This is a genomic window from Actinomadura sp. NPDC049382 (assembly GCF_040677125.1).
Lineage (GTDB): Bacteria > Actinomycetota > Actinomycetes > Streptosporangiales > Streptosporangiaceae > Spirillospora > Spirillospora geliboluensis.
In genome coordinates, this window is the sequence record NZ_JBFARO010000111.1 from 1 (window position 1) to 26,684 (window position 26,684).

The window sequence follows — 26,684 nt, forward strand, 5'->3', positions numbered from 1 at the left end:
AGCGACGCCGCGCTGGCAAAACTGATGAAGAGCGTGAAGCCGGCGGGGAAGTGGACACTGGAGGTCTACGCCCGCTGAGCCCCGCAGCGCCGCCGGGTCCGGTCGGCCGCCGCCGGGCCCCGGCGGTGGCCGACCGCTACCGGGTCGTGAAGCGGCACAGACCAATGCCTCCAGCAAGATCAGAAGTCTCCACCATTGCCACCTAAATTAAGCTGGTACGTAAACCGTGGGACGGCTCGTTATTCCGGCCCCTTCCGTTTCGCTCAGCCTGTCAGGATGTCGGATGGCGGTGGGTGGTATGGGGAAGGGTTGGGCTAATGTGAGTTACGGGGTTGTTTTCATGTTGGTTCTGATGAACATTCAGGCAATTGGTTATTGGCGTAGGGAAGTCGGTTGCGGCGAGTTCGGGTTGGGTACGTTCGTTGTTAATTTCGGTTCGGTGGACTAGCAGTTCTATGTCTTCCGGGATAGGAGCTGGTGCGATTAGGGTTTGGATGGCTTGAGCGAGGGTGGTGATGGTTCGGCGGCCTTTGGTGTGGGCTATGTCGTAGCGGGTTGAGAGTTCGAGGGCTGAGCCTAAGACGCGTGGATGGCGGGTCGGATATTTCCTTTTCCTGTCGAGGGAGGCGATGGTGGCTGCGTCGTTGATGGCGGCGTGGTGGTGGGCGGCGAGGACGGTGCATGCGTCGATGGTTTTGATGGTGGCGGTGAGGAGTTGGGCTGCTTGGGGGAGGGCCGGGGCGAGTTCGTGGGGTGGTTTGACGCGGCTGGAGGCCCGGGGGCTTGGGGTCCAGGCGGGGTCTTCGTGGAGGAGGCGGCCGATGCGGATGATGAGGTCGCCGGCGTCGGTTGCGGGGCCGTTGGCGGGGTGACCGTAGTGACCGATTTTGGTGTCCCAGCGTCGGATGATGCTCTGCCAGGAGCGGTTGAGGCGGTGGATGTCGGCCTTGGCTTGTTTGAGGACGGGGATGTGATCGGGCTGGTTGAGTTCGTGGAGCCGAAGGATGAGCTGGTGGAGGGTTTTGGTGTTGAGGTGGCAGAGGATGGCGGCGGTCCGGGCGAGGTAGCGCCAGGTGGTGATCGAGGTGGTGTCGGTGGGGTTGCTCAGGCGGTGGACGCTGGCGTCGATCCCGGCGAAGGTTTGGTCGTGGTCTTCGCCGATGATGGGCGGGATTCGGCCGCGGGTGTGGTGGAGCGGGACGGCGGTGAGGGGCGGTGGTGGTGTCTGGCCGTCGCTGTGGATGCGGGCGAGGAACGCGGCTTTCAGTAGGAGCGGGCCGGCTTGGTCGGTGGGAGTGCCGGTGCGGTAGGCGAGGTGGCTGATGGTCGCGGTGTGGGTGCTCAGTTGGTGGAGCAGGGAGCGGGCGGTCTGTGGTGCGCCGATGACGGGGGCGTTGGGGGAGGCCGGCTGGTCGGTGCTGGTGGGGAAGTGGGTGGACAGCAGGTCCAGGCCGCAGCCGAGAGCGATGGACGCGGCGCGGAGTGTGTTGGCGAGGTCGGTGGGCGGGGTGGGGGTGTCGGCGGGTGGGCCGAGGACGTGCTCGGCCTGTTGGAGGAGGGCGCCGGCACGGTGGGCGGCGTCGCGCATGCCAGTGGTGGCGGGATGCGGGGTGCCGAAGCCGTCGGCGATCTGGTGGTGGTAGCGGGCGAGGACGTGGGCGAGGCGGGCGAGTTCGGGTGGAACGGCGGGATGGCGGAGGTCGTGGTCGAGGTCGGTGGTGTGGAGTTGGTGCAGTAGGTGGGTGAGGTGCTGGGTGGCGAGGTCGGTCATCTCCCCGAAGGTGGCCATGGGCGGCTACCGGAGGGTGTCGCGCAGGCGTCCGGCGTGCAGGGCTGCCTGGAGGCAGGCCATCTTGTCGTCGGGGTCGGTGGCGAGTTCGGCGGCGCGGACGAGGTCTTGCGAGGTGGTGCGGGCGAGGTCGAACAGGGCGTCGGCGGTGGCGTTCGCCTCGGTGTGGTCGGTGGGGAGGGCGGCGTGGAGGGAGGGGGCTTGGCGGAGTGCTTGGTGGGCTTGGACGGCTTCGCCCTCGGCCATGCCCCAGGCGATGAACCCGTCGGGCTGCTGGGCGGCGTAGGCGGTGATGACGCGTTCGGCGTGGGCGAGGTCGTTGAGTGCGCTGGTGAGGATTTCGGTGAACCAGGCGTGTCGGACGTCCTGGTGGTGCTGTTCGTGGGTCATCGCGGTGTCCTCCAGCTGGACGGGGTGTGTGGTCGTGGGTGCTTGCTGATCGGCGCAGCTTGGCGTGAGGCGGGGCTGTGGCGGGTGCGGCGTGCGCGTTGTGGATATCTACGCTGCGTTCAGGTGGCGGATGACCTGCCTGTGGCTGGTGAGGGCGGTGTCTGTGGCCAGGTGTGGGCGGTGGGCGATGGCTGTCTGCGTGCGTCGGGGTTCGGGGCCAGTTCGTGGTGGAGGCGGGTTTCGGTGATGCCGCTCCAGGAACTCAGTGCGGTCAGGAGCCGGCGGCGGTCGTGTTCGAGTGCGTGGCGGGTGGGTTCGGGCGCGTCCGGGAGCCGGATGGTGATGGTGGTGTAGAGCTGTTCGGCCTGGTCGGCGTGATGGACGGTGCCCAGGGTCGTGTGCGTGGGCGGGAAGGCGGGGGCGGGTGCCAGGTGGGTGGCGGGTTCGGCGTAGGTGTAGGGGATGCCGGGGACGGCGACGAGGAAGTCGGTCTCGGTGTGGGGGCTGATGGTCTGCCAGCCGATGACGGTGCCGCAGCGGTCGTGCTGGCGGGTGAGGCGGACCTGGTCGCCGATCTTGTACGGGATGTCTTCGGTGACTTCGGCGGCGTTGATGGCACGGCCGGTGCTGAGGGCGGAGGCGAAGTCGATGCCATGGTGGTGCGCGTAGTGCTCCAGGTCGCAGACCAGTGCCGCGAGCAGGGCTTGGGTGTAGAAGGCGTCGCGGTGCAGGAGCGAGGGCTTGCCGGGGAAGGCGGCGTTCTCGTAGGCGGTCAGGGCGTGGGTAGCGCGGTCGATGCGCTGGTCGGTGTGGGTCATGGTGGTCACCTCATGGCTGCGGCGACGTTGCCGGCGTGGTGGACGGCGCGCAGGCACGCGACCCGGTCGGCGGGCCGGGGGGTCTTGGAGGCGACGTTGAGGATCGCTTCGGCGACGACCATCACCAGGCTTGTGATGGCCTCGGCGAACTCGTGGGCGTCGGTATCGGGCATGGGGCGTTCGGGCCAGGCCAGTGAGGGTGCTTCGGCAAGCGCCCACCAGGCGTCGGATGCCTCGGCGAGCGCGGTCTGGTAGGCGTCCTCGGGTGCGCTTTCGGCCAGGACGGTGGTGGCGCGCTCGATGAGTTCCAGTCCCATGAAGGCGGCGGCGAGCAGCGCGGGGAGGGAGTCGGCGGTCTTGATCTGCCGGGCGGCGTAGTCGAAGAAGTGCTTCACCGGAACCTCCGATGCGGTGACGGGCAGGGTGGGGCGGATTTTGTGCAGGTGAACTGCCTTAGTGGTGGTGGGGACGTGCTGCGGTGGGGCCTGCCTGGCGTGCTGGCGGCTGGGAGGCGAGTTGGGGCTCGGCGAGCCCTTCCGATAGCGGTATGGGGAAGTCGTGGGCGGCGAGCTCGGCCGCTGGATCCAGCGGCACACCGCTGGAGGGCCGCGGCGATGAGGCGGCCAGACGCGGTTCGGCTTTGGCAAGGAGCAGGTCGGTGACGTCGCGCTTGTCCATGCCGTTCCAGGTCACGAGGGCGTCCAGGAGCACGCGGTGGTCGTCGAGGTCGTTTTGCCGGGGCTGGACGCCGGCGAGGTCGGCTCGGCCGATGCGGGTCATGGTTTCGACCAGGGTCTCCTCAGCGCGTAGTGGGTTGCGGATGACGCCTTGGGTGGTGGACGTGGCGGGAAAGGGTGGGGCCGGTTCCAGGTCGGCGGCGAGGACGGCGCGGCTGCTGGTCTCGCCGAGGAAGCGCACGTAGTACTCGGTGGGGCCGTCGAGCGGGACGAGGAGTCCGGTGACGCTGCCCCGGGTGGGGCGGCCCAGCAGGACCGCCTCGTCGGCGGTCGGACCGTCGAGTTGGACGGCCGCGCCGACGGCCAGGACGTCGGGGTCGTCGCGTTCGCTGAGGTGGTAACCGCTGGCCCGGGCGAGGATGTCGTTGAAGTCCAGGCCGCGGTGGTCGGCGTAGTGCATCAGGTCGATCAGCAGATCGCCGAGGAGTTCGTGGGCGTGGGCGTCGTTGCCGCGGTGGTCAAGGTGTTCGGTTTCCTGGAAGAGGGCTTGGAAGGAATCCAGGGCGGCGGCACCGAACTCGGCGAACTGCGCGGCATCGGCTTCGGCCATGCAACCTCCATGCGGTCGGGGCGGCTGGGTGTGACGGGCAGGGGCGGTCAGGGGCGGTGCTTGCGTGTGCTCGGCGGGTCGTCCGGTTTGGGGCGTGCGGTGGGCGGTGGCTCGCCGGCCGGGGTCGGGCGCGGGCCCTGAGGGAATTCGGTTGCGGCCAGCCGCGCGGCCGCGTCGGGGCCGGGGCGTCCCCGCGCGGGTTTGCGGGCGGCGCGCATGATGCGTTCGTGGTAGTGCCGCATGATCGCGTCAGGTCGGGCGCCGGACCAGGCCGCCAGCCGCATGGTCAGCTGCGCCAGGTCGGCGAGCGCCTGCTCGTCGGGGACCAGGCCGTTGTTGGCGGCGCGCTTGAGCCGGACGGCGATGTCGACGATCGTCGATTCGGCGTCGCGGGCGTGGGTGATCACTCCGGCGGTCCTGGTGGGCTGGGGCAGTATTGCATCGGCCGGCTCGAGTTCGGCGGCAGTGGCGTGCAGGCCTTCGTTGATGCCTGGAATCCGCACCGTGCATTGGTGCTCGCCGTCGGGGGCGGTGGCCAGGGCGGTGATGAACCCGCGCCAAAGCGGATGGTGCGCCCTGGCTCCGGTGGCAGTGCGTCCTTGACGGAACTGGACTTCGGCGCCGAGCCGGAAGCTGTAGCTCGGGTCGTGGTCGTGTCCGCCCCGGTCGAGTCGACGCTGGTACAGCTCGGCGAAGGCGCCGTGGACGTCGAGGTCTCGGCCGTCGGCGTAGCGGGCGAGCTGCTCGATGAGCGACTCGATGAGTGGTTCGGCCAGGGCGGGGTCGCTGCGGTGGCTGGGGGCGTCGTCGGGCAGGAGTTGCTGCTGGTAGGCGTCGAGCGCGGTGGCGACGGCCTCATCGGGATCGGACAATGCTGTACCTCCGAAGATTCATGCGGGTGGGTAAGGGGCCTGGTCACATCAGGCGTGGGCGCCGGTTCGGGTTCGGTGGATCGGTGCGGCTGGAGCGCGCTCGGGTGGGCTGCTCACCGGCCAGGAGAGCGGCGAAGTCGTTGGGGAATCCGGTCGCGGCGCGCCGGAAGGCCGGCGAACAGCCGTCGGGCGCGGCAGGGATCTGGCCTGCGCGGTGACGCAGGTGCCGCAGCACGTGCTCGGGTTTGGTGCCCGACCAGGCGGCCAGTGCGGTCGACAGTTCGGCGAGGTCGGCCAGTACGTGCGGATCGCGGTCGGCGTCGGCTTCGTGAGGTTCGGCCGGTAGGCGGGTGAGCAGGTCGGTGATGGTGTCTTCGGCCGCGGTTGCGCTGAACACGGTTCCGGCGGTGCGGGTCGTCAGCGGCACCATGCGGGTGGCCGGCTGCAGCGCGGCCGAGCTGGTGTGCTGAGGGTCGATGAGCCCGGGGATGCGCAGCACGCACTCGGGGTCCTGTCCGGGGCCGGAGGACTTCAGTTCGGTGATGAATCCCCGGTGGGGTTCGATGTCGGGGTTGCGGAACTGGACCTCGGCGTCGAGGCGGAAGCTGTAGCGCGGGTTGGTGATGGCGCCGCCGCGGTCGATGCGGGCTTGGACGAGGGCGTCCAGCAGGTCGACGACGTCCAGGTGGTTGCCCTCGCCGTAGTTGATGAGATCGACCACCAGCGCGTGCAGCAGCCCTTCGGCTTCGGCGCGGTCGGTGCGGTGCCCGTTGGCCAGGTCATCGAGCAGGTGCTGTTCGTAGGCGTCCAACGCCAGCGCGGCGGCTTCCATCCGCTCGGTCATGCGTGCACCGGCCGCGATGCGGGGGAGGTCTTAGTGGTGTCGAAGGCGAGCCATCCGGCGGGGACGGGGACGGTGCGGGCTTCGTGCGGGGCCAGGTGCTCGTTCTCGGTGCACTGGTAGAAGGGGCCGCGCGGCCCGAGTAGGACGGGGAGTTGGTGGTCGAGGTGGTCGCGGTACCACAGGGCCATGCCGGTGGCGCCCTGCAGCCGCATCGCCTCCCACGCGAACCACAGCGCGGTCAGGCGGGAGATGGCCTCGCCGTGCCGCCACCATTCGGCGCACCAGCGGAACTCGCCGCCCAGTGTCCGCCGGTACATCGGGACGAAATGCTCGCTGACCCAGGCGGTGACATCCGGGTACAGGGACTCGGGGCGCTTACCGCCGGTCGCGGGCGGGGCAGAGGTGGACATGAAGCCTCCAAAGCTGTGAGTGCGTGCATCTGAAGGCCCCTTTCTGTCTGGACGTGGACGTGGACGTGCTGCGGGTTAGGGCGTGGTGCGGGCTAGGGCGTGGTCGGGGTGTCCGGGTGGCTGTGGTGGTGGCGGGCTGCTTGGGCGATTGCGGTATCGGCGGTCTTGATGGCGGTGCTGATGGCGGTGGCGTGTGGGCCCGTGTACCAGGGCCGGAGCCGGATGAGGGCGGGTTTGGTGCCGGTGGCCAGCAGCAGCGCGGTCCCGGCGGGCAGGGCGCGGATGTCGGCGGCCTGGAGGATCTCCTGGGGCCGCAGGGAGATCTGTTCGCTGGCGCGTCCGTCGCTGTAGGTGATGGAGCGGACGGGCACGTCGTGCTGTCCGATGAGGGTGGCCAGGTCGCGGACCAGCCGGGGCGAGTCGATTCCGGCGCCGATGAGCTTGCGGGTGGCCGCGCCCCATAGCGCGGCCATTCCGGGTTCGCCCCAGACGGTGACGCCCTGCTCGTAGCTCTGCAGGATGGTGACCGGGATGATGCCGCGTGAGCCCAGGTGGGAGTACAGCTGCGGCAGGTCGGCGATGCGGCAGATGTTGGCGGCCTCGTCGAGGGCGACGATCAGGGGCGGGTCGAGGCGTCCGCCGGCTTGTTCGGCGCGGCGTTCGGCGGCGCGCATGGTGGTGTCGGTGAGCGCGGCGATCAGCGGGGCGGCGGCCGACAGTGACTTCGACAGCAGGTACAGGGTGTCGCGTGAGCCGGCGAACGCGTGCGGGTCGAAGACCGGCAGACCGGCGTCGGGGGTGACCCAGGCGAGGATTTCCTGGTCGCGGAGTGCTTTGGCGGCGGTGCGGGCGGTCTGGTAGATCCCGTCGCGGGTCTCCACGGCGCCGTTCTGGGTGCCTTTGAGGGAGGAGGCCATGAGCTGGAACCCGGCCTCCTGCAGCAGTTCGATCGGGGTCGGGACGGCGGGCTCGTCCAGCCACCGCGCGACATGGTGCAGCGACCGGCCGGAGGTGGCGGCGGCCAGGAACAGTGCGCACAGCAGGTCTTGCGCGGCCGGCCCCCACAGGTCCTTCTTCTGGCCGTCGTCGACGGTGAGGACGAAGTGCCCGGCGAGGCGGTGGGCGTCCTCGACCGTGGACAGTCCGGCGAGCGGGTTCCACCACCAGGCTTGCGGCTGGTAGGTGATGTGCTGCGGGTCGAACAGCCAGCTCTTCCCGCCGGTGCGCTGGGCGCGGACGGTGGCGATCGCCGACCACAGGTCGGCCTTGTTGCTGGTCGCGATGACCGGTCCGGGCGCCGAGAGCACGTGCGGGATCGATTGGGTGGTGGTCTTGCCCGAGCGTGGTGCCATGAACGCCACGACGGTGTCCTCGAAGGAGGCGAACAGTGTCGGGCCGCTGCGCTCGCCTGGGAGGAGGACGTCCCCGAGGACCAGGCCGATGTCGTCCGGCTTCAAAGTGCCGGGGTTTGATGTGGTGAGGGAGCGGCGCAGCTCGATGGCCTTCTTCGCTGTGGCGTCGGGTTGAAGGGCGGTCAGGCCGGGGTTGTCGGCGAGCGCGGCGACGGGATCCCCGGGGCGGGGGATACGGCGTGCGACCCGCGACCAGATCTCCCCAGCGCAGTAGACGAGCGCAGTGGCCAGGAGTCCCAGGATGAGCAGGACGAGCCAGGTCGGCGTGCCCGGCCAGGCTTGATCGGTCCGCCCTCGGGCGAGGGCGACCGCGAAGTCGGTGCCGAACGGCATGACCGTCTCGCCTGCCGCGACAGCGCACACCTTCGCCGCGAACCACACGATCCACAGCCCGACGATGGGCGTCCAGCAGGCGGCGAGGACCAGCCATCCGGCGGCGGCATTGGAGTGCCACAGCGATGCACGAGGCCCCAGTGCACGCGTCATGCGGTCGTCCGGATGGCCTGGTCGGTGTCGTAGAGGTCGGTCTCGGGGCCGACGAGGGAGAGTTCGACGGGGATGCCGAGGCGTTCACCGGTCTTGATGAGGTACTTGCCGCGGCCGGGGTGCCGGGCGCCGGGCTGCCAGGAGTCGGGCGCCGACCAGGAGGTGACCAGTTGCTGCTCGGGGCCGGTGAGCGGGGTGATCTCGTGGACGCGGGCCAGTTCGCGGGGCGGGAGACCGGCCAGGACGGTGATGGCCGAGCGGTCGGCGAAGCCTTTGGCCTTGGCTCGGTCTTCCTCGGTGGCCAGCGCGTCCAGATCGGCGAGCGAGTGGGTGATCATGATCGAGGCCATGCCCTTGGCGCGGTTGAGGCGGGTCAGGGCGTCGGCGTGCTCCACCAATCCGGGAGCGCCGCGCAACGCGCGCCACAGCTCGTCCATCACGCCGAGGTAGGAGCGGCGCGGGGCGGCGCCGAGGTCGGCGAGGGCGGTGGCGGCGTCGACCATGCCGAAGGCGTAGGCCCAGGTGCACAGCATCGCGGCGGTGAGGAGCTTGTCGCCGGCGGCGCGGACGCGGGAGATGTCGACGCTGATCGCGGGTGCGTCCAGGTTCAGCGACCGGGTGGTGGCCGCGTCGAACACGCCGGCCAGGGACCCGGAGATGAGCAGGTCGAGGGTGAAGACCAGATCGCGGGTCTGAGCGCGGTAGGCGTCGCTCGAATCGGTGCGGGCTGCTCCCCGCAACTCGTCCGGCTCCTGCTCCAGGATGTGCAGGACGTCGACGATGGTGGGTTCACTGGTGAGGCGGTCGTCCAGCAGGTCGATGGCGCGGCCGAGGACGACCTCCTCGGCGTTGGTGATGCGGGCTTCGCGTACCAGCGTCGCCAGCGCCAGCAGTAGGGACAGCCGCCGGGACCGCACTTCCCATCGCAGGGTCTCGGCGTCGGCCCCGGACAGGCGGCGGCGCGCTTCGTCCAGCGGTCCGGCGTCGAGGGGGTTGATGCGGTCGGCGCCGCGTCCGACGCGGATGACCTGCCCGCCCAGGTACTCGACCAGGCGGGTGTAGTCGGGTTTGGTGTCGCCGAGGACGATGGGTGTGGTGCCGGTCGCGACCGCGCCGGTGACCAGGCGTTTGACGAGGGTGGATTTCCCGGTGCCGGGCTGCCCGAGGACGAACATCCCGGGGTTGGTGACCAGCCCTTCGCGCAGCCAGGCGAGGGGATCGAGGCAGACGACCTCGCCCCAGAGCTGGTGGCGCCCGACGGGGGTGCCGGCGGTGGGCGTGCCGGACCCGGCGGTGAAGGGATACAGGCCGCAGACCTGGCTGGTGGTGGCCTGGTATTCGGGTGCGGGTTCGACGTGTGCGGCGCGTCCGGCGCCACGCCCGCGCCAGCCCCAGGGCGGGGCGAGCGGTTCGGACATGGCCAGTGTTTCGGCGTTCGGCAAGGGCGACCTCCTCAAGGTCGAGGGCTCTTCGGGCAGTGGATTCTTGGGTCAGTGGATGAGGCGGCGGGACAGCTCGGGTGGGCAGATGCCGCACGGGAGGGTGGTGGCGAATCCGGCGGCTTGGCTGCCCCACAGGCGCCGCAGCCGGATCTTGGCCGAGTCGGCCGCGGTCTCCACGTGCGCGGCGGCGCGGCGGAGCTGGTCAGGATCGGCGGCGGTGACGGTGGCGTACATCGAGACCAGGCAGACCCCGGCGCCCATGGCCTCCTCGGCGGCGGCCTGGCGGGCGCGGGCGGCATCCCAGCTGTCGCGGGCGGTCTCGTCGCGTCCGGTGCGGCGCCGGAACTGGGTCCGGAACGCCGCCGCGTTCACCTCCTGCTGCAGTACCCGGCTCGCGGCCGCAGCAGGCAGCGCCCGGTACTGCAGAGTGACGCGCTTGGGGAACGGGCCGGGCGCCACTAGACGGGCCAGGACGTCGGAGCGGACGTTCTGGCGCGGCGGTTCATGCCACGCCCAACTCACCGAGACACCGCCGTCGTGCTCGTAGTGGCCGGTGTGCTCGGTAGCGGCGACCGGCCCAGCGTCACACCAGTTCAGGACGTCGTCCGCGGCGGGGCCGGCGAGGAGCCGGTTGACCTCGCCGCGTGCGCTCGGGTCGAACGCGGTCCGCACGGCCCCGGCGATCTCGGCGGCGGTGGCCCGCCCGAGAACGGAGACACCGCAGCCGCCGAGCCGCGATGCGAGCCCGTCGAGGGTGCGGCCCAGGTCGGCGACCGCCTCGTACAGGTCTTTGGGGCGGGTCGGGGACGCGCGCGGGTCGAAGGTGATCGACACGCGGGTGTCGACGTCGGCGGCAGCGGCCGGGGCGGTGCGGACCAGCTCGCCCATGATGGTGCGCGCCGGAGCGGGCGCCGCCGGGACGATGGCGCGGTGCACGGCGTCGGCGAGGGTGGAGCCTGGCTCGGGCGCGGTCTCCACTGTGACCGTCACCCACCGGACGGCGGGCATGTGCCCGAGCGCGGCCAGCCACCCGCCCCAGCCCGCGACCCAGGCGTCGGCGTCGCCGCGGTCGGCCAGCCACGTCGAGGTCGGCACCACGCGCAGGGTGGCGGTCAGCAGCCCGGCACGGCGGTCCCACACGATCCCGTACCGGCCGCCGTACCCGTCCTCGGCGCTCAGCAGCGTCAACGGCGCGAGCACTCCCGGGAGCTGGAACGCCCGCGGATGGTCGGTCACGACCCCGGCGCGGTAGCGGTTGTGGCCGCGCCACACGCCCCACTGCCAGCGGAACCGCGCCAGCACCAGCCGCGCCGACGGGACACCGCCGATGCGGACCAGGCCCAGCCCGCCGCCGACCAGCACCGGCGGCAGCAGATAGACCAGCAGCTGCGGGGCGATGGCGGCGACCAGGACCAGCAGCATCGCCGCGGCGAGCGCGATGAACGTGGAGGCGGTGTCGAGGCCGAGCAGGCCGATGCCGTGCCGGCGCCGCCACCCGCCGTAGGTGCGGACCTCATGCCCCATGGCCACTACTCCCTTCACTTGCTGCGCCGGTCGGGCCGCCGGCACCGCCGGTCGCCGCCCAGCGGACTGCGTCCTCGCCGCGCTGCCGCTCCTGCTCGGCCGTCCGGACCGTGGCCGGGCCGACCGGTTCACCGTGACCGCCGTCGGGTGGCGCCCACCCGGACCCGCCCGCCGCGTTCTGCCCCGGCGGGGACACGTCGGTGTCAGCCCGGCCGCTTCCCGGCGGCGCGTCCGGGGCGGGGGACTGGTCGCCTGAGCTATCGGCCGGCGGAGGTGTGGCCGCTGAGTCGTGCGGGGTGGACGGCTGATCGGACGGGTCGCCGCCGGGAGGCGCGGAGTCCTGGTCGCCGAGCTGCTGCTGGATGTAGGTGGTGTGCTCGGCCGCCGAGCCGGACTGGCCGCTACCGGACCCACCGCCGCCGTAGGCGCGCAGCGCGCCGAGCGCGGCGGCACTGCCCATCAACGCGCCGAGCATCCCGCCCCCGGCGCTGGACTCGGTTCCGCCGGTCGTCCAGGTGAAGAACTTCAGCAGCACCGGGAAGGCGATCAGGCTGATCAGCATCATCGCAAAACCCATCAGCACCGTCTGCAGGTCCTTGCCCTTGCCGACCAGCGTGAACGCGGTCGCATACACCGCCGCCGCAGCGGGCTTGTAGAACACCAGCGCCAGCATCCAGCCCGCCACGCGCGGGAACCATGACTTGGTCGAGGTGGTGATCATCCCGGCCGCCGCCAGCGGCAGCAGCCCGGCCAGAATGACCAGGGCCGCTCCGCGAAACAGCAGCAGGATCGCCTGGACGATCCCGATGACCAGCGCGAACAGGCACAACAGGAGCACCAGCGCGCGCGGCGCCGCACTCGGGAACGCCACGATCTGACTCATCCGCCGCGCGAAGTCCCCGTCGGAGGAGGCGTTCAGCACCCACCCGCACCACAGGTCACCCCACTGGATCAGCAGATTCGGCACCACCGTCCCAATCACCGTGACGACCGCCAGGACCACCAGCCCGCGTCCGGCGTCCACCAGCGGCAGCGCCTTGCGCGACAACGCCATCCGCGCCGCGACCGCCAGCAGCGCCACCACCGCCACCGCGACCGTCAACGGCCGGACCAGCAGCTGCAGATACCCGACCGCCGGCTCACCCTGCAGATCAGGAGAGGGCGTGTGCACCCACCAGGACGCGGTGTTGGACACCAGCCAACCCACCGCCTCCTCGAACGACTCGGTCATCTCATCCAGCACATGACCGCCGATCGCCCCCGGGATATCAGACAACCCGGGAAGGCCGGGCAGGAGCGGGTTCCCGCCGCCGTCATCGTTGTCCACCGGCTGAACGCACGCAGGCTCAGTGACCGGCGAACACGGATCCAGCGGAAGCAGGACAAGCATCAGCCACCCCCGTGCGGGAAGCGGCTGTAGCCGTCCAGCGACGTGATCGGTGCCGCCGCCCCCGCCCACGTCCCGCCGGGAGGAGCGACGACGCGCCAGTCACCATCCTGCCAACGCAACTGCAGCCGGGTCACCGCACGGACGGTCACATCACTGTCCCCAGGCCCGGCCGACAACAGATCCACGCTCGCCGCCTCGGGCGTGTACCCCAGCCAGCGGAACCCCTCCAGCACGACATAGCCGCGGCCGAGCGGCTCCCCCTCTGGCCGATCTCCGCGCTGCTTCTCGTAGCCCTCGCGGGTCGAATCCATCAGCACATCGGTGTCGGGCCCGATGACCTGCCGCTCGATGGTCGGCCCGAACACCTTCGTTCCCCACTGCATGCCCGCCCGGACGGCGATATGGACCGCGGCCAGCAACGCCCCGCGCGGCGTCCGCGCGAACCCTGCCGCCAGATCGTCCGTGGTGTTGTGCGGGCCGTCTTGCGCCGAGTAGGGGAGTGCGATGCCGTGATAGTCCCGCCACGACACTCCGGTGAACGACACCTGCGGCGTGTTCACGATCTGCTCGGCACGCGTCGTCGTCCGAACGACCACCGGGGTGCCCTTCGGGGCCGTCCGGAACACCGGAGGCACCACCGCGCCGACCAGGACACCGCCGCCGACCACCACCACCGCGACGGTCCGGCCACGGCGCCACCACGGGACGCTTTCTCGCCTTCGACTCATGTGAAGAACACCCCGACGATCGGGGCCGCTGTCGCCGCCAGGCTGAGCCCGCCCAGCACCCAGGGGATACCGGTCGCGCCGTCGGCGGCGAACGTGGACCGGTTCTTGCGCCCGATGGCCATCTGCCCCGCGCAGATGAACAAGCCGGCGACGCCGCAGATCAGCACGCCCCACTTGCCCCACGCCAGCAGCGTCTCCATCTTCTGGTCCAGCCCCGGCGGCGCCGCCGGAGGCGGATCGGGCACCTCGACATCCCCGTCCCACGGCGGCAGCGCCGCGAGCACGGCGGGCGTGACGAAGGTCAGCACGATCGCGGCCCCCATCCGACCAGGCGGCGGAGCTCGGCCAACGCCTGACGGGCTCTGCCCGGCAGAGCGACCACACGCGGGTCCTCCACCAGCCGCAGCGCCCGCACATGCGGGACCCGCACCACGCCGGCGACCCGTCCTTGCAGCAGCGCGAACCGGGCCGTGGCGTCCCGCGACTCCGGACCGCCGTCACTGACGACCGCCAACGCCGCCACCCGCTGGCCCCAGTCCCACAACGCGCCGATCGCCGTCGTGGCGTCCTTGGCCGCCACCGCGGTGTTGCGCACCACCAAGACCACCGGACGGCCATTGGCATGCAGCGGTGACTGGCCGAGCTTCAGCAGCGGCGCGATCGACCCCATGTCCCACGCCGCCGGCAGCAGCGCCGCCAGCGTGGAGGTCCCCGCGCCGCCGTGCGCACCGGCCACGACCACGTCCAGAACCTCACCCACCTGGCCGCCTGCCCGGCCGCCGGCATGGCCGGCCGGGACCGGTCTGGTCTGTCGAAGACTCACCTGCACACCCCCGAATCGATGCTCACAGTTGCTGGACGATCACCGTACGTGGCAACATGACAGAGCGCAAGCATCGTCAAACAACTTCTGAGAACGTCAACACGCCGAACAACGTGCTCCCGCAGCACCCATCCACCACACTGGAAGGACACCCGTGACCGCCCACCCAGGAGCCCCAGCGATGACCGAGACACCCGGCCGCGACCCCGACGTCCTCACCACCGCCGAACTCGCGGCCAAACTCGGCCTCTCGCCCCAGACCGTCCGCCGGATGGCCAACGCCGGGCAGATCCCCGCCCTCAAAACCGGCAAGGACTTCCGCTACTCCTGGCAAGCAGTCCGCGAGGTGCTGCGGCAGCCCCACCAGCAACCCGGGGAAGCCGCCGATGACCCAGCCACCGAACTACAGCCCAAGAAGGGCGCCGGCCACCGCGCCCAACGCCAAGCCCGCACCGGCGCCCACACCACCGACTAGGCAACCCGCCCCACCGCGGCGGCCCACCCAGTGAAGGCCGCCACCGCCACCGCCGCGTGCGCCGCCGCCCTCACCCTCGCCCTCCCGCTGGGCCTGCTCGTCCTGGCCGCCGACCGCACCCCGGCCGCAGGGGCCGGCTCAGAGCTGGCGGGCGCACCCACCGCCGAAGCCAAACGCGACATCCCGCCGGCCTACCTGCGCTGGTACCTCGACGCCGCCCACACCTGCCCCGGCCTGCCCTGGAACGTCCTGGCCGCCATCGGCAAGACCGAGTCCGACCACGGCCGCTCCACCGCCCCCGGCGTCCACACCGGCGAAAACCACGCCGGAGCCGGCGGCCCCATGCAATTCCTCACCGCCACCTGGACCGCCTACGGCGTCGACGCCGACCACGACGGCCGCAAAGACCGCTACAACCCCGCCGACGCCATCCACGGCGCCGCCCGCTACCTGTGCGCCAACCACGCCGGCAAAGGCGGCGCACACCTGCGCCGCGCAATCTGGCACTACAACCACTCCGACACCTACGTCCGCACTGTCCTGGCCCAAGCCGCCCGCTACGCCACCCCCACCGTTAGCCGACGCGGCACCATCGCCGTCCGCGCCGCCCTGCGCTGGCTCGGCACCCCCTACTCCTGGGGCGGCGGCGGACCCACCGGACCCACCTACGGCTTCGCCCAAGGCACCGGCATCAAAGGCTTCGACTGCTCCGGCCTCACCCAATACGCCTGGGCCCAGGCCGGCATCCGCCTACCCCGCGTCGCCGCCGACCAATACAACACCGGCACCCACATCCCCAGAACCCAACTCCAACCCGGCGACCTGCTCTTCTTCGCCACCAACCCCAACGCCCCGGCCACCATCCACCACGTCGGCATCTACTACGGCTCGGGCCGCATGATCCACGCCCCCCACACCGGCGACGTCGTCCGCATCTCCCAATTCACCGGCAACCCCTACCGCGAACGCCAATACGTCGGCGCCACCCGTCCCACCACACTCCGCTCCACCCAGACCTGACCGGAGGACCGCCCTTGCATCACTACGGGAATCCCAACCGTGAACCACACACACCCAGGAACCCCCGCACCCATGCCCGCCCGGCCTCCAACCGCCAGCACCCGAAGACGACATCCCCACCACCGAAGAAGACCAAGAGCCCACCGCCGTGCGGGCCGATCCGCGCCTTCAGCTACGGCGGCGGCTGGCAATCCACCGCCGCCCTCGTCCTAGCCGCCCAAGGACGCATCGACTTCCAGACCTTCCTGTTCGCCAATGTCGGCGACGACTCCGAACACCCCGCCACCCTGGCCTACATCCGCGACCACGCCGCCCCCTACGCCGCCGCCCACGGCATCGACCTACGCGAACTGCACCGCATCCGCCGCGACGGCACCACTGCAACCCTCTACGGCCGTCTCATGCGCGAAGGCTCCCGATCCATCCCCATCCCCGTACGCATGAGCAACGGCGCTCCCGGCACCCGCTCCTGCACCGCCGACTTCAAAACCCGCGTCATCGGCCGCTGGCTCAAAGCCCACCGCACCAGCCGCACCAACCCCGCCACCATCCCCATCGGTATCAGCCTCGACGAGATCCACCCCGCCAACATCCGCCGCCACGAACCCTACGAACGCATCGTCTACCCGCTCCTCGACCTGCGCACCGCCGTGCCGACTGCCCCCGCATCATCCGCTCAGCCGGCCTGCCAATCCCACCCAAATCCGCCTGCTGCTTCTGCCCCTTCCACCGCCTGGCAAGACATGCGCCACACCCAACCAGCCCTCTTCACCAAGGCCTGCCACCTAGAGAACACCATCAACCAACGCCGCCACGCCCTCGGAAAAGGCCCCGTCTACCTCACCCGCTACAACGCCCCACTCGCCGACGTCACACCCGAGGCCGACATCCTCCCCTTCGATGACGGCGCTTGCGACTCCGGCTGGTGCTTCACCTGACCTCCACCAGGACCCTCAACCAGCCACAAGACTCAACTCTACGGAGGCCCGACCATGCAGCCACTCAAGCACGCAGACCTCGCTGAACTGCCCGCCGTCGTCGACATTGTCACGGCCGCCCGAGCCCTCGGCCTCTCCCGTACCTACGCCTACCAACTCGCCAAGAACAACCAATTCCCCTGCAAGGTCATCCGCATCGGCACGTGCTACCGCGTTCCCACCGCTGCCCTCCTGGCCGTCCTCGGCGCCGAATAGCTGGAAACGTCATCGCGCGCGCCCTTCAGAAATATGGCGAGAGGGGCGCGTTCGGGTGTGAAGACAACGCCCATGCACTTAGAAAGCGAGCGTCCTCCCCATCCGGCACTTGCAGGTTCGCCTGCACGCCTCCTCGGGCGCGGGTGTCCCAAATGGGCGTCAGCGAGCGCGGGGACAGTGCAGCCGTCGGAACGCAGCGGAACCCTGCAACCCTAGGGTCATCCTCGGCCGCCCACCACAGGAGGCCGTAAACGGACACCGTAAGCCTACGGCCGGGCCGTCAGGAGTCGGCCAAGGGACGGTAGGGGCCGAATCCGGCCGCCCAAACAGGAGATACCGCCCGTCATGAGGGGGAGGTGCCTTACGTCAGTGATCGTCATGAGAGGCTGAGCGTCATGTCTGTAACCGATCAGTTCACCGGTCAGACCGGCTTGACCGGTATCGGCTACCAAGGGCATGATCTTGATTCCTTCCTGGGCCAGTTGTCTGCCGAGGGCGTCTCTCTGCTGGTAGATGTTCGGCTGAACCCGATCTCGCGCAAGCGCGGATTCAGCAAGCGGGCTCTGGCCGAGGCGCTGAACTCCGTGGGCATCGCCTATGAGCATGCCCGGCCGCTGGGCAACCCCAAGGAGAACCGCGCGGGCTTCGGCGGCAGCCCATGTGAGCTGCAGGACGCCAAGCGGCGTTTCTCTGAGCAACTGGACGCACCGGCCGCGCGTGAATGGCTCGCGACCATCGCGGGTTGGACGGCCGAGCACAAGGTCGCGCTGCTGTGCTTCGAAGCCGAGCAGCGGCGCTGCCACCGGGACGTGGTCGCCGCTGCTGTCGAGGCTCATCGCTTGGGGTAGAAGACTCCCAGCGTCATGAAGGTCTGCTGACGCTTGGCCTGGTTGCCCACATAAAAGATCGTGTCCCTGTCCGGGCCGCACATCTGCTCGAAGAACTTGTGCCGTAGCTGCTCTTTAGCCTCGGCGTCGCTGTGATCGCGCAGGTTCCGTTGGAGTGCGACCCACTCCCAATCATAGATCCCTTGCTTGTGCCCCTTGCAGGCCGCCGACTGGCACAGGTACTCGTACCAGCCCTTGAACCGCGGTGCTTCGAGCGGGGTACGCGGGCCGCTGCCAAAAAGGTTCTCTTGCGCGACGTAACGCTCGATCTTGGCCTGCTCGTCGGGTCTCCAGCCTCCATGCGGTTTGATGTCGATGTTCTTGACCACCCGTGGGCGGATGGCGGCCAGCGAACGCGCCGGTGGGCGGTTGCGGATGTCGGCCAGCAGGTCGCACATCGACGCCTGCACGTGATCGACGACGAACACCTTGCGGCGATCCCACTTCGGGATGTTCGACTCGGCTCGGACGGTGCTGATGTTCGGACGATAGCTCTCTGGGCGCGAGTCGGCGTGGGCCGGTCGGGCACGTAGCGAGACGATGTCGTATTTGCGGAAGGTGTTGTTGCTCTCGAGTTCACGAAAGTTGATCGGATAGAGCCGGACCCACTGGGTGGGCTCCACATCGATCCGGATCCCGGCGACGCACACGGTCTCGCCGTATGTCTCCGAAGGATTCGGTGCCGCCTTGACCGTGATCAAGACACGCATCTCCTGCTCCAAACGCCCCGATGGCTTCACCAGCGGCTCGTGAGGGTCGGGTCCGAACAAAGATGGCTGATCGGCTGTCGGCACTGTCGGTTCCCTCCTCGCTTGTTCTGGTGAGGGTCCGTCTTTGAGGGCGGCCGACGCTAGTTCATGACCGCTTCCGGCAGCCGCTCGCTCTGGGCAACCAACCGGCACTGGGGTCAAGGGTGCTCTGGATGCTCCACTTGGCCGGCGACGGGAGGCCTGATCGCTGGTGCCTACTGTCAGGCGGAGCTGACACCCCGAGGCCTCTCATGATCTTGTTCGACTGTCGCCGCCTCGTACTGGACAGAAGCGGGCCACATTCTGGTAAGAGCACGCTGGCGTCGGCACAGGGCGCTCATCCGCGGATTGATGCTGATGGGACTTACCTTCACCGGAGAGCGGGCGCCGTTCTGACACCGGCCGTAGCAACGCCACCAGCGGCACTGGCAGGCTACGAGGCGGCGATGGCAGCGATTTAGCCATTCGAGATGGCTACCATCGCTGCGGTCGGGAACGACGAATCGATCGGTACCTACTACGGCCTCTACAACTTGGTCCCCGACATCGGTACCGCGCTCGGGACTATGCTGACGGGGGCCGCCCTCGACGCGAGCCGTGCCATTGAACTGCCCAGCTTGCCGTGACTGGCCCTTGTCACGGTGGGCATCGCCTGCGCTCCGGCAGCCTGTGCCTCCGGGCGTACTGGCCCGACTCGATCCGGGGCCGTGAACGTCCGCGCGAACGCGCCACAAGCTCCAGTTGAGGGAGCCACCGCCCGAAAACAGCATGAGGCAACTGGGCGCGAGGTGTTGAATCAGTCCAACAACAGCGCTGTACCAGCCCACTGAGAGGATCGCGTGACGACCCCCAATCCCGGCGCACCCACCCCGCCGTTCGTGTATCAGCTCACGCTCGAGCGTCCAAATGGAATCAAGGACGAGGCGTGGCTAGTGATCGAGGGACAGCAGCGGCGTCTCGCTGTGGCTCTGGAGACCGGCGATCACGCCCTGTGCATCGGGACGGCCAAGGAACTGGTCGAAGCTATAGCGAAGATCGTGATGTCGACGCGCGGGCAGGCCAGCGGCGCCTTGATGGATTTCGACAAGTGCGTTATCCAGGCGCACAAGGCTCTGGAGCGCCTGCCGGACCCGGACCTCAGCGACGATCAGAAGTTGAGGCAGCTCGTCCGGAGCGCGAAGGGCATCGCCACCCAGCTCGGCGCGATCCGCAACGCCTACGGAACTGGTCACGGACGGTCCGAGCAGCCCGCGATCGCAGAGGAGATGCTCCACCTCTGCCTTGATGGCGCACTGCTGTGGTCACGATGGGCACTGCGCCGGCTCGGCGTCCTCACGCTCTCAATGCCGGAGCCCCTGATCCAGGACCTCGAACACGCGACATTCCGCCGGGGTGACCTGGCCAAGCGACTGAACGCCGCCAGCCTGGCCACCCTGGACCCGCCCGTTCAGCGCAGGATCGGGCTCGCTGTGGCACAGCGGGCGATGCGCGAGACCTTCGTCGTTCGCCAGGACGGTGTAGAGGAATGCGCTCAGAGCAGGGACCTGACGATCTGGCCGGCCGCATATCGGAGTGCGGTCTTCGAGGGGCTGTTCATCGACCCGGGCGGGCGACTGACCGTGGACGACTGGTCGGCCGAGTGGGCACCACGCGTGCTCGTGCCCCTTCCTCCCGAGGAGGTCAATGCGCTGATCCACAGCCTGCGAAGCAAGATCGCCGAGACGAGCGCGCCCTCACTCGCACAAGATCCTTTTGCGGGCGACTACGGCCTCGAACAACGCCTCAAGGCGAGCGCCGCGTACTTGCCGCCGGCGACGCGAGACGACTGGCAGCTCCTGGCCCGCGAGGTCGCCGTGGCAGTCGAGAACATCTAGTCGGCGCGCAGGACGTCTGGCAGGGCCTTCACCCAGGCTTTACCTGCCTCGGTATGGCCGAAGCATTGCGGGGAGTATCGGTGAAACCTCCGGCGTCCTGCCCCTGGTGATCAGTTCCCGGACGTGCGCCACCGGCGGGTCATGCAGGTCCCGGACCTCCTCGGCCGGAGGTGTCCGCCATGCGACGTTGTACAAGCGGCCGAATCGGCCGATGTGCGGCCACGCCGTCCGGATGAGGTGGACGAAGGCATCCACCGACGGCAACGCGGTACTCCGCGCACCTTCGATGATCTCCGTGCTCCCGTCGATCGCCTGCCGGAGGGCTGCCCGGACGATGTCCTCCCTCGGGCGTTTGTTGTTGGAGCGGGCTGCTTATGGTGACGCTCGCTGCAGTGGAGGTCTGAAGTGGACCGTCTTCGGAAGGGCGTTATATCATCCAGAAATGATGTCAGTTCAGACTGATGTGTTGAGGTTGCTGGCCGACCCGCTTCGTGCTCAGATCGTGTCGTTGCTGGCCGTCGAGGCGTTGTGCACCTGCCACCTCGTTGAGGAGACCGGCGCCAAGCAGACCAACATCTCCAACCACCTGCGGGCGCTGCGCCAAGCCGGGCTCGTGGACACCGAGCCCTGCGGACGGTTCACCTACTACCGGCTGCGCCCCGAGGCGCTGGAGCAACTGGCTTCCGAACTCGGCGAGTTGGCAGCCGCCGCCCGCGAGGCCCAGAACCACCAGCGGAAGAGGCCCTGCACGTGACCAGCACGCAGGACACCGGCGCCGCCGCGCGCCCGCAGGAGGCCGGGGTGGTCGCCGGGCTGTCGACCCTCGACCGGTTCCTGCCGGTGTGGATCATCGCCGCGATGGTGCTCGGCCTCGGGCTGGGACGCGCCGTCCCGGGACTGGACGACGCGCTGGCCCGGGTCGAGGCCGGCGGGATCTCGCTGCCGATCGCGCTCGGCCTGCTGGTGATGATGTACCCGGTGCTGGCCAAGGTCCGCTACGACCGGCTCGACACCGTCACCGGCGACCGCCGCCTCATGCTGGTCTCGCTGCTGCTGAACTGGGTGATCGGCCCGGCGGTGATGTTCGCGCTGGCCTGGATCCTCCTGCCGGACCTGCCCGAGTACCGCACCGGCCTGATCATCGTCGGGCTGGCCCGGTGCATCGCGATGGTCATCATCTGGAACGACCTGGCCTGCGGCGACCGCGAGGCCGCCGCCGTCCTGGTCGCGCTCAACTCCGTCTTCCAGGTCGTCGCGTTCGGTGCGCTCGGCTGGTTCTACCTGCGGGTACTGCCCGGTTGGCTGGGCCTGGCCACCGACGACGCGCACTTCTCGGTCGGCAGGATCGTGGTCAACGTGCTGGTGTTCCTGGGCGTCCCCCTGGCGGCCGGCTACCTCACCCGCCGCCTGGGTGAGGGCGCCTGCGGCCGCGCGTGGTATGAGGAGCGGTTCCTGCCCCGGATCGGGCCGGTCGCGCTGTACGGGCTGCTGTTCACCATCGTCATCCTGTTCGCCCTGCAAGGCGACGCCATCACCGGCCGGCCCGGCGACGTCGCCCGTATCGCGCTGCCGCTGCTGGCCTACTTCGCGCTCATGTGGGGCGGGTCCTTCGCCCTCGGACGCGCCGTCCGGCTGCCCTACCCGCGCACCGCGACGCTCGCCTTCACCGCCGCCGGCAACAACTTCGAACTGGCCATCGCCGTCGCCATCGGCACCTTCGGCGTCACCTCCGGGCAGGCCCTGTCGGGCGTGGTCGGGCCGCTGATCGAGGTCCCGGTCCTGGTCGGGCTGGTGTACGTGTCGCTGTGGCTGCGTCGCCGATTCCAACCCGCCGGGCGGTGACACGACGATGACCGCCGCCTGCGAGGCGCGCGAACCGAGTTCCTTCACAAGCCGTACCAGGCGGGCCGGTCCGGTTCGAGCGGCGAGTAGGGGCCCCTGGCCGGTGACGGCCTTGAGTGTCGTCCGCCAGATGTGTCGGGGAGGCGAACGGTGACCTGCACACCAGGCGAGGCATTGTTCGATCGCATTGCGGCGCGGCTGGCCGCCAGGTTCCATGGCCTGGTCTCCGTCGAGACCGCCCGCCGCCTGGTCACCGACTCCTACCGGCAACTGCACGCCACCGCCAGAGTCGACGCCCACCTGGTGGTGCTGGCCGAACGGTTCGCCGCCGCGCGGCTCACCGCCCTCGCCCAAGCCGAGGGACGGCTCGACAAACCGGTCCCCGAGGTGCTGTTCGTCTGCGACGCCAACGCCGGCCGGTCCCAGATGGCGGCCGCGCTCGCCATGGCCCGCGGGTGCGGACGCCTACACGCCCGCTCGGCCGGGGCACCGCGCCGACGGCGGAACTGGAGCTGGCCGTCGTCGACGTCATGGCCGAGATCGGGGTCGACCTGTCGGCTGAGTTCCCCAAACCGCTGACCGACGAACTGGTCGCCGCCGCCGACCTGGTGATCACGCTGGGCTGCGGCGGCGCCTGCCCACTCCTGCCGCACACTCGGTACCTGGACTGGGCCGTCCCCGACCCGGCCCATCAACCGTTGGCCGAGATCCGCCGCATTCGCGACGAACTCGACCTGCTCGTCACCGACCTGCTCACCACCCTCGACCAGCCCGGCCTCGAACAGCGAAGGAACGCCGATGCCTGATCAGGCTCGCTCTGCCAAGCCCCGTGTCCTGTTCGTCTGCGTGCACAACGCCGGACGCTCCCAGATGGCAGCCGCCTACCTCACCCACCTGGCCGGTGGCCGGATCGACGTGCGCTCCGCCGGGTCCGCGCCGGCCGACCAGGTCAATCCGGCGGTGGTCGAGGCGATGGCGGAGGAGGGGATCGACATCTCCGCCGAGACCCCCAAGGTGCTCACGGTCGACGCCGTCCAAGCATCCGACGTGGTCATCACCATGGGCTGCGGTGATACTTGCCCGGTGTTCCCCGGCAAGCGGTACCTGGACTGGACCCTCGATGATCCTGCCGGACAGGGCGTCGACGCCGTCCGTCCGATCCGCGACGAAATCCGCAAGCGCATCGAGAACCTGGTCAGCGGGCTCCTAGCGGAGTAGTGAAGGAGAAGGCGCACAGCCGGGCGCCGAGGGTGGGACGTCCTCGGCAACGTGTGCTCTGACCGGTCTGTCTGCTCCAGAGCCGGTCCGTCCCGGACGTACGGTGACAGCCGCGCCAGGGGGAGGGGTCAGTTGCCGGGTGGGCAGCAGGTGTGCAGGTAGTCGCGGAGTTCGGCGAGTGACCGGTCGACTGCGGCGGAGTCGATGCGGTAGAAGACCTGCTTGCCGTCCCTGCGCGAGGTGAGCAGGCCGCCTCGGCGCAGCAGCGCGAGCTGCTGCGAGGCGTTGGACTGGCCGACCCCGAGCTGCTCGGCGACGGTGCCGACGGTGAGTTCGATACCGCCGGCGAAGAGTTCGAGCATCTGCTGCCGCTGCTCGCTGGCCAGCGCCTTGAGGAACTCGCGTGCTCCGGCGCCGAGCTGAGCGGCCGGCGCCGCCCCGCAACCGCCCGATGCCGGAGCCACCTTTTCGACCGGCTCGACCATCGCTGCTGGCTCCTCCCCGAGGTGTGCGCCCAGCATACGCCACATATCGATACTTCATTATTTTATGAAGTGTTGATATGTTCACCTCATGCTTACTGCACCACTCGTCATCATCGGCGGCGGCCAGGCCGGTCTGGCCACCGCCCGCATCGCCCGGTCCCTCGGCCTGGCGCCCATCGTCCTGGAGGCGACAGGCCAGCCGGCCGGGTCCTGGCCGCACTACTACGACAGCCTCACCCTGTTCTCACCGGCCCGGCGTAGTGCATTGCCCGGAACAGAGTTCCCCGGCGATCCGGACGGCTACCCCACACGGGACGAGGTCGTGGCCTACCTGACCGACTACGCCGCCCATCTGGACGCCGACATCCGCACCGGTCACCGAGTCGAAACGGTCGTGGCTGCCAAGGACGGCACACGACCGGGGTTCGAGGTGATCACGACGAGCGGCGAGATCTTCGCCGCGCCGCTGGTGATCGCCGCAACGGGCGGATTCAGCCGCCCCCACCGCCCGGACCTGCCGGGACTGGACGGCTTCACCGGCACGGTGCTGCACTCGTCCGACTACCGCCGTCCCGGCCCGTTCACCGGCCGGCGTGTCGTGGTGGTGGGAGGCGGGAACTCGGCCGTGCAGATCGCGATCGAGTTGGCCGCGGTCGCCGATGTCACGCTGGCGACCCGGCACCCGCTCCGCTTCATGGCCCAGCGCGTGCTGGGCGTCGACATGCACATCTGGTTGCAGCGCACCGGGCTGGACGCCGCCGGGTGGGCGCGTCCGCTGCTGACCGGCGGCAGGGGCACCCCGGTGTTCGACACCGGCACCTACCGGGATGCCATCGCCACCGGCAACCCCGACCGCCGCCCGATGTTCACCCGCTTGGACGGCGATCAGGTCTTCTGGAGCGACGGAACCCGCGAACACATCGACGTCGTACTGCTGGCCACCGGGTTCCGGCCGGGCGTGGATTACCTCGCCCCGTTGGGCGCACTGGACGGCGACGGGCAGCCCCGCCACCGCGGCGGAGTCTCGGCCACCCATCCGGGACTGGGATTCGTCGGGCTGGAATGGCAGCGCTCCTTCGCCTCGGCCACCCTGCGCGGAGTCGCCGCCGACGCCCGGCACGTCCTCACCCGGCTGCGCCAGCAGACACGCACCCTCGACGGCGCGCTGAAATCGACCCCATGACCGCTTCCCGAGCAGGACAGCGTGTGGAATCAGGCCGGGACTAGAGCCGGCAGGGCGAACAGACCCGACAGTCGGGTCAGCCTGTCCGGCACCACCCGGTAGTACACCCACGTGCCGCGCCGCTCACCCTCGATCAACCCGGCCTGGCGCAGCACCTTCAGGTGGTGCGAGATGGTCGGCGCGGTGAGCTCGAACGCGCCCGTCAGATCGCACACGCACGCCTCGCCCCCGTCCACCGAGGCGATCATGTTCAGCAGACGCAACCGCACCGGGTCGGACAGCGCCTTGAACACCCTGGCCAGCTCGGCGGCCTCCGCCTCGCTCAACGCCGGACCGCTCAATGGCGCGCAGCAAACAGGGTCGGTCACGTCCTCAAGCTCCAGCATCTTAGACATGCATCTAATTTGACATCCATCTATCCAGTGATGCAAACTGGCGCCTGCTTAGACAAGCATCTAAACAAGGGGTCGGAGATGAAGACGCTGCTCGCCCGGATCACCGCCCGGCGCGTCAAGGCCGTGTCCTTCTGTGAGACCTGCGGCCAGGTCTGCACGCCCGCATGCCGCTCCGCCGCACACATCGACCGCGTGACGACCGCCGCCTACCGCACCCGCCTCTGACAACATTCCCCGGCGCCCGACACCCATGACCGAACCGACAAAGGAGTCAGCGTGAACGACGAGACCGGACGACCGGAGCCCGAAGCGTCCCCGGACGCCCCCGCCAGCGCAAGCAGCTGCTGCGGTGTCAGCGCGTGCTGCACCGACGCCGAACAGGCCGTAGACCCCGGTGCCACCGTCCAGCAGGCCAAGACCGACGCCGGCTGCGGATGCGTCGAGCAGGGGCCGCTCGACGGGCTGCCGGTCGTGGTGATCGGCGCCGGGCCGGTCGGGCTGGCCGCCGCCGCCCATCTGGCCGAGCGCGATCAGGACTTCCTGGTCCTGGAGGCCGGGGGAGAGGTGGGCGCGGCGGTCTCGGAGTGGGGGCACGTCCGGCTGTTCTCGCCGTGGCGGTACGACACCGACGCCGCCGCGCGGCGGCTTCTGGAGCCGACCGGGTGGCGTCCGCCCGACCCCGAGGCGCTGCCGACCGGCGCCGAACTCGTCCGCGACTACCTGGCGCCGCTCGCCAAGGTCCCCGCGCTGGCCGGGCGGATCCGCACCGGCAGCCGCGTGGTGGCCGTGACACGCCAGGGCGTGGACGTGACCCGCACGGTCGGCCGCGAGGAGCGTCCGCTGCTGGTCCGCGCGGTGGGCCCGGACGGAGCCGTGGACGACATCGCCGCCCGCGCGGTCATCGACGCGTCCGGCACCTGGGGGCGCGGCAACCCGCTGGGCCACTCCGGCCTGCCCGCGCCCGGCGAGGACGAGGCAGCCGCCCGCATCACGGGCCCGCTGCCGGACGTGCTGGGCCGCGACCGGTCCCGCTTCTCCGGCCGCCGCACCCTGGTGGTCGGGATGGGGCACTCGGCCGCCAACACCCTCCTCGCCCTGGCCGAACTCGCCAAGAACGAGCCCGGCACCCGCGTCACCTGGGCGGTGCG

The 26,684-nt window shown here is 69.9% G+C and carries 33 protein-coding genes; 15 read left to right on the top strand and 18 right to left on the bottom strand.

Translation table 11 applies throughout. The features are described 5' to 3' along the window. Positions 1-271: 271 nt before the first annotated feature. The 15 genes from AB0K34_RS36930 to AB0K34_RS37000 all read right to left on the bottom strand — a co-directional run bounded on the left by AB0K34_RS36930 (position 272) and on the right by AB0K34_RS37000 (position 14,152). Positions 272-1,771 carry a hypothetical protein gene (locus AB0K34_RS36930; RefSeq protein WP_364553409.1) on the bottom strand — a complete coding sequence of 500 codons (1,500 nt, stop codon included), beginning with the start codon at positions 1,769-1,771 and terminating at the stop codon, positions 272-274. 24 nt (positions 1,772-1,795) lie between these two features. Then, a complete protein-coding gene (locus AB0K34_RS36935) occupies positions 1,796-2,179 on the bottom strand; it encodes a hypothetical protein (RefSeq protein WP_364553410.1) in 384 nt (127 codons plus the stop codon). Between the two features lie 119 nt (positions 2,180-2,298). Beyond that, positions 2,299-2,997: a hypothetical protein gene (locus AB0K34_RS36940; protein WP_364553411.1), complete on the bottom strand. Its 699-nt coding sequence runs from the start codon at positions 2,995-2,997 to the stop codon at positions 2,299-2,301. 5 nt (positions 2,998-3,002) lie between these two features. Next, positions 3,003-3,392: a hypothetical protein gene (locus AB0K34_RS36945; RefSeq protein ID WP_364553412.1), complete on the bottom strand. Its 390-nt coding sequence runs from the start codon at positions 3,390-3,392 to the stop codon at positions 3,003-3,005. Between the two features lie 58 nt (positions 3,393-3,450). Next, positions 3,451-4,284, bottom strand: a complete 834-nt coding sequence (locus tag AB0K34_RS36950) for a hypothetical protein (protein ID WP_364553413.1) — start codon at positions 4,282-4,284, stop codon at positions 3,451-3,453. 47 nt (positions 4,285-4,331) lie between these two features. Further along, a complete protein-coding gene (locus tag AB0K34_RS36955; protein ID WP_364553414.1) occupies positions 4,332-5,156 on the bottom strand; it encodes a hypothetical protein in 825 nt (274 codons plus the stop codon). Between the two features lie 43 nt (positions 5,157-5,199). After that, complete coding sequence (locus AB0K34_RS36960) at positions 5,200-6,000, bottom strand: hypothetical protein (RefSeq protein ID WP_364553416.1); 801 nt, start codon at positions 5,998-6,000, stop codon at positions 5,200-5,202. After that, positions 5,997-6,410 (bottom strand): DUF4913 domain-containing protein, encoded by a 414-nt coding sequence (locus tag AB0K34_RS36965; RefSeq protein WP_364553418.1) that lies wholly within the window; start codon positions 6,408-6,410, stop codon positions 5,997-5,999. The genes AB0K34_RS36960 and AB0K34_RS36965 overlap by 4 nt, the downstream gene beginning before the upstream one ends. Before the next feature lie 92 nt (positions 6,411-6,502). After that, the gene (locus tag AB0K34_RS36970; protein ID WP_364553419.1) at positions 6,503-8,308 is read right to left on the bottom strand and encodes a TraM recognition domain-containing protein; all 1,806 of its coding nucleotides are present in this window, start codon (positions 8,306-8,308) and stop codon (positions 6,503-6,505) included. Further along, a complete protein-coding gene (locus AB0K34_RS36975; protein WP_364553421.1) occupies positions 8,305-9,750 on the bottom strand; it encodes a hypothetical protein in 1,446 nt (481 codons plus the stop codon). Before AB0K34_RS36975 ends, AB0K34_RS36970 begins: the two co-directional genes overlap by 4 nt. Positions 9,751-9,798: 48 nt before the next feature. Then, positions 9,799-11,274 (bottom strand): SCO6880 family protein, encoded by a 1,476-nt coding sequence (locus AB0K34_RS36980; protein ID WP_364553422.1) that lies wholly within the window; start codon positions 11,272-11,274, stop codon positions 9,799-9,801. Next, the gene (locus AB0K34_RS36985) at positions 11,264-12,664 is read right to left on the bottom strand and encodes a hypothetical protein (protein WP_364553424.1); all 1,401 of its coding nucleotides are present in this window, start codon (positions 12,662-12,664) and stop codon (positions 11,264-11,266) included. The genes AB0K34_RS36980 and AB0K34_RS36985 overlap by 11 nt, the downstream gene beginning before the upstream one ends. Beyond that, positions 12,664-13,335 carry a hypothetical protein gene (locus AB0K34_RS36990; protein ID WP_364553426.1) on the bottom strand — a complete coding sequence of 224 codons (672 nt, stop codon included), beginning with the start codon at positions 13,333-13,335 and terminating at the stop codon, positions 12,664-12,666. Before AB0K34_RS36990 ends, AB0K34_RS36985 begins: the two co-directional genes overlap by 1 nt. Before the next feature lie 53 nt (positions 13,336-13,388). Continuing rightward, the gene (locus AB0K34_RS36995) at positions 13,389-13,715 is read right to left on the bottom strand and encodes a hypothetical protein (RefSeq protein ID WP_364553427.1); all 327 of its coding nucleotides are present in this window, start codon (positions 13,713-13,715) and stop codon (positions 13,389-13,391) included. Continuing rightward, entirely contained in the window at positions 13,694-14,152 is a 459-nt protein-coding gene (locus AB0K34_RS37000) for a hypothetical protein (protein ID WP_364553428.1), read from the bottom strand. The genes AB0K34_RS36995 and AB0K34_RS37000 overlap by 22 nt, the downstream gene beginning before the upstream one ends. Positions 14,153-14,396: 244 nt before the next feature. Between AB0K34_RS37000 and AB0K34_RS37005 the strand changes: the two genes are divergently transcribed. From AB0K34_RS37005 to AB0K34_RS37025, 5 genes are all read left to right on the top strand, one after another. After that, the gene (locus tag AB0K34_RS37005; protein ID WP_364553429.1) at positions 14,397-14,690 is read left to right on the top strand and encodes a helix-turn-helix domain-containing protein; all 294 of its coding nucleotides are present in this window, start codon (positions 14,397-14,399) and stop codon (positions 14,688-14,690) included. Between the two features lie 30 nt (positions 14,691-14,720). Then, a complete protein-coding gene (locus tag AB0K34_RS37010; RefSeq protein WP_364553430.1) occupies positions 14,721-15,710 on the top strand; it encodes a bifunctional lytic transglycosylase/C40 family peptidase in 990 nt (329 codons plus the stop codon). A gap of 14 nt (positions 15,711-15,724) precedes the next feature. After that, complete coding sequence (locus AB0K34_RS37015; RefSeq protein ID WP_364553431.1) at positions 15,725-16,648, top strand: phosphoadenosine phosphosulfate reductase; 924 nt, start codon at positions 15,725-15,727, stop codon at positions 16,646-16,648. Positions 16,649-16,702: 54 nt separating this feature from the next. Then, the gene (locus AB0K34_RS37020) at positions 16,703-16,903 is read left to right on the top strand and encodes a helix-turn-helix domain-containing protein (RefSeq protein ID WP_364553432.1); all 201 of its coding nucleotides are present in this window, start codon (positions 16,703-16,705) and stop codon (positions 16,901-16,903) included. Positions 16,904-17,298: 395 nt separating this feature from the next. Then, complete coding sequence (locus AB0K34_RS37025; protein ID WP_364553433.1) at positions 17,299-17,751, top strand: DUF488 domain-containing protein; 453 nt, start codon at positions 17,299-17,301, stop codon at positions 17,749-17,751. Here the strand turns inward: AB0K34_RS37025 and AB0K34_RS37030 are convergent. Beyond that, positions 17,736-18,500 carry a hypothetical protein gene (locus AB0K34_RS37030; RefSeq protein ID WP_364553434.1) on the bottom strand — a complete coding sequence of 255 codons (765 nt, stop codon included), beginning with the start codon at positions 18,498-18,500 and terminating at the stop codon, positions 17,736-17,738. The genes AB0K34_RS37025 and AB0K34_RS37030 overlap by 16 nt on opposite strands. 509 nt (positions 18,501-19,009) lie before the next feature. Here AB0K34_RS37030 and AB0K34_RS37035 point away from each other — a divergent pair. From AB0K34_RS37035 to AB0K34_RS37065, 7 genes are all read left to right on the top strand, one after another. Then, positions 19,010-19,165, top strand: coding sequence for a hypothetical protein (locus AB0K34_RS37035; RefSeq protein WP_364553435.1), 156 nt, complete (start codon positions 19,010-19,012; stop codon positions 19,163-19,165). Between the two features lie 213 nt (positions 19,166-19,378). After that, positions 19,379-20,413 (top strand): abortive infection family protein, encoded by a 1,035-nt coding sequence (locus AB0K34_RS37040; protein WP_364553436.1) that lies wholly within the window; start codon positions 19,379-19,381, stop codon positions 20,411-20,413. A 466-nt stretch (positions 20,414-20,879) separates the two neighbouring features. After that, positions 20,880-21,167, top strand: coding sequence for a metalloregulator ArsR/SmtB family transcription factor (locus AB0K34_RS37045; protein WP_364553438.1), 288 nt, complete (start codon positions 20,880-20,882; stop codon positions 21,165-21,167). After that, complete coding sequence (arsB, locus tag AB0K34_RS37050; RefSeq protein WP_364553439.1) at positions 21,164-22,255, top strand: ACR3 family arsenite efflux transporter; 1,092 nt, start codon at positions 21,164-21,166, stop codon at positions 22,253-22,255. Before AB0K34_RS37045 ends, arsB begins: the two co-directional genes overlap by 4 nt. Before the next feature lie 150 nt (positions 22,256-22,405). Beyond that, positions 22,406-22,834, top strand: coding sequence for a three-helix bundle dimerization domain-containing protein (locus AB0K34_RS37055; protein WP_364553440.1), 429 nt, complete (start codon positions 22,406-22,408; stop codon positions 22,832-22,834). Beyond that, on the top strand, positions 22,786-23,061 hold the full coding sequence (locus AB0K34_RS37060) for a hypothetical protein (protein ID WP_364553442.1): 276 nt from the start codon (positions 22,786-22,788) through the stop codon (positions 23,059-23,061). Before AB0K34_RS37055 ends, AB0K34_RS37060 begins: the two co-directional genes overlap by 49 nt. After that, positions 23,054-23,473, top strand: coding sequence for an arsenate reductase ArsC (locus AB0K34_RS37065; protein WP_364553443.1), 420 nt, complete (start codon positions 23,054-23,056; stop codon positions 23,471-23,473). The genes AB0K34_RS37060 and AB0K34_RS37065 overlap by 8 nt, the downstream gene beginning before the upstream one ends. A 128-nt stretch (positions 23,474-23,601) precedes the next feature. Here the strand turns inward: AB0K34_RS37065 and AB0K34_RS37070 are convergent, their stop codons facing one another. Further along, positions 23,602-23,958, bottom strand: coding sequence for a metalloregulator ArsR/SmtB family transcription factor (locus AB0K34_RS37070; protein ID WP_364553444.1), 357 nt, complete (start codon positions 23,956-23,958; stop codon positions 23,602-23,604). Between the two features lie 88 nt (positions 23,959-24,046). On the opposite strand from AB0K34_RS37070, the gene AB0K34_RS37075 reads away from it, so the two are divergent. Further along, positions 24,047-25,141 (top strand): NAD(P)-binding domain-containing protein, encoded by a 1,095-nt coding sequence (locus AB0K34_RS37075; protein ID WP_364553446.1) that lies wholly within the window; start codon positions 24,047-24,049, stop codon positions 25,139-25,141. Between the two features lie 29 nt (positions 25,142-25,170). Here AB0K34_RS37075 and AB0K34_RS37080 read toward each other — a convergent pair whose 3' ends face one another. Further along, a complete protein-coding gene (locus AB0K34_RS37080) occupies positions 25,171-25,527 on the bottom strand; it encodes a metalloregulator ArsR/SmtB family transcription factor (RefSeq protein WP_346045095.1) in 357 nt (118 codons plus the stop codon). A gap of 87 nt (positions 25,528-25,614) precedes the next feature. Between AB0K34_RS37080 and AB0K34_RS37085 the strand changes: the two genes are divergently transcribed. Further along, positions 25,615-25,761: a hypothetical protein gene (locus AB0K34_RS37085; protein WP_171069026.1), complete on the top strand. Its 147-nt coding sequence runs from the start codon at positions 25,615-25,617 to the stop codon at positions 25,759-25,761. 51 nt (positions 25,762-25,812) lie between these two features. Then, on the top strand, positions 25,813-26,684 hold an 872-nt coding region (locus tag AB0K34_RS37090; RefSeq protein ID WP_364553448.1), incomplete at its 3' end, for an FAD-dependent oxidoreductase.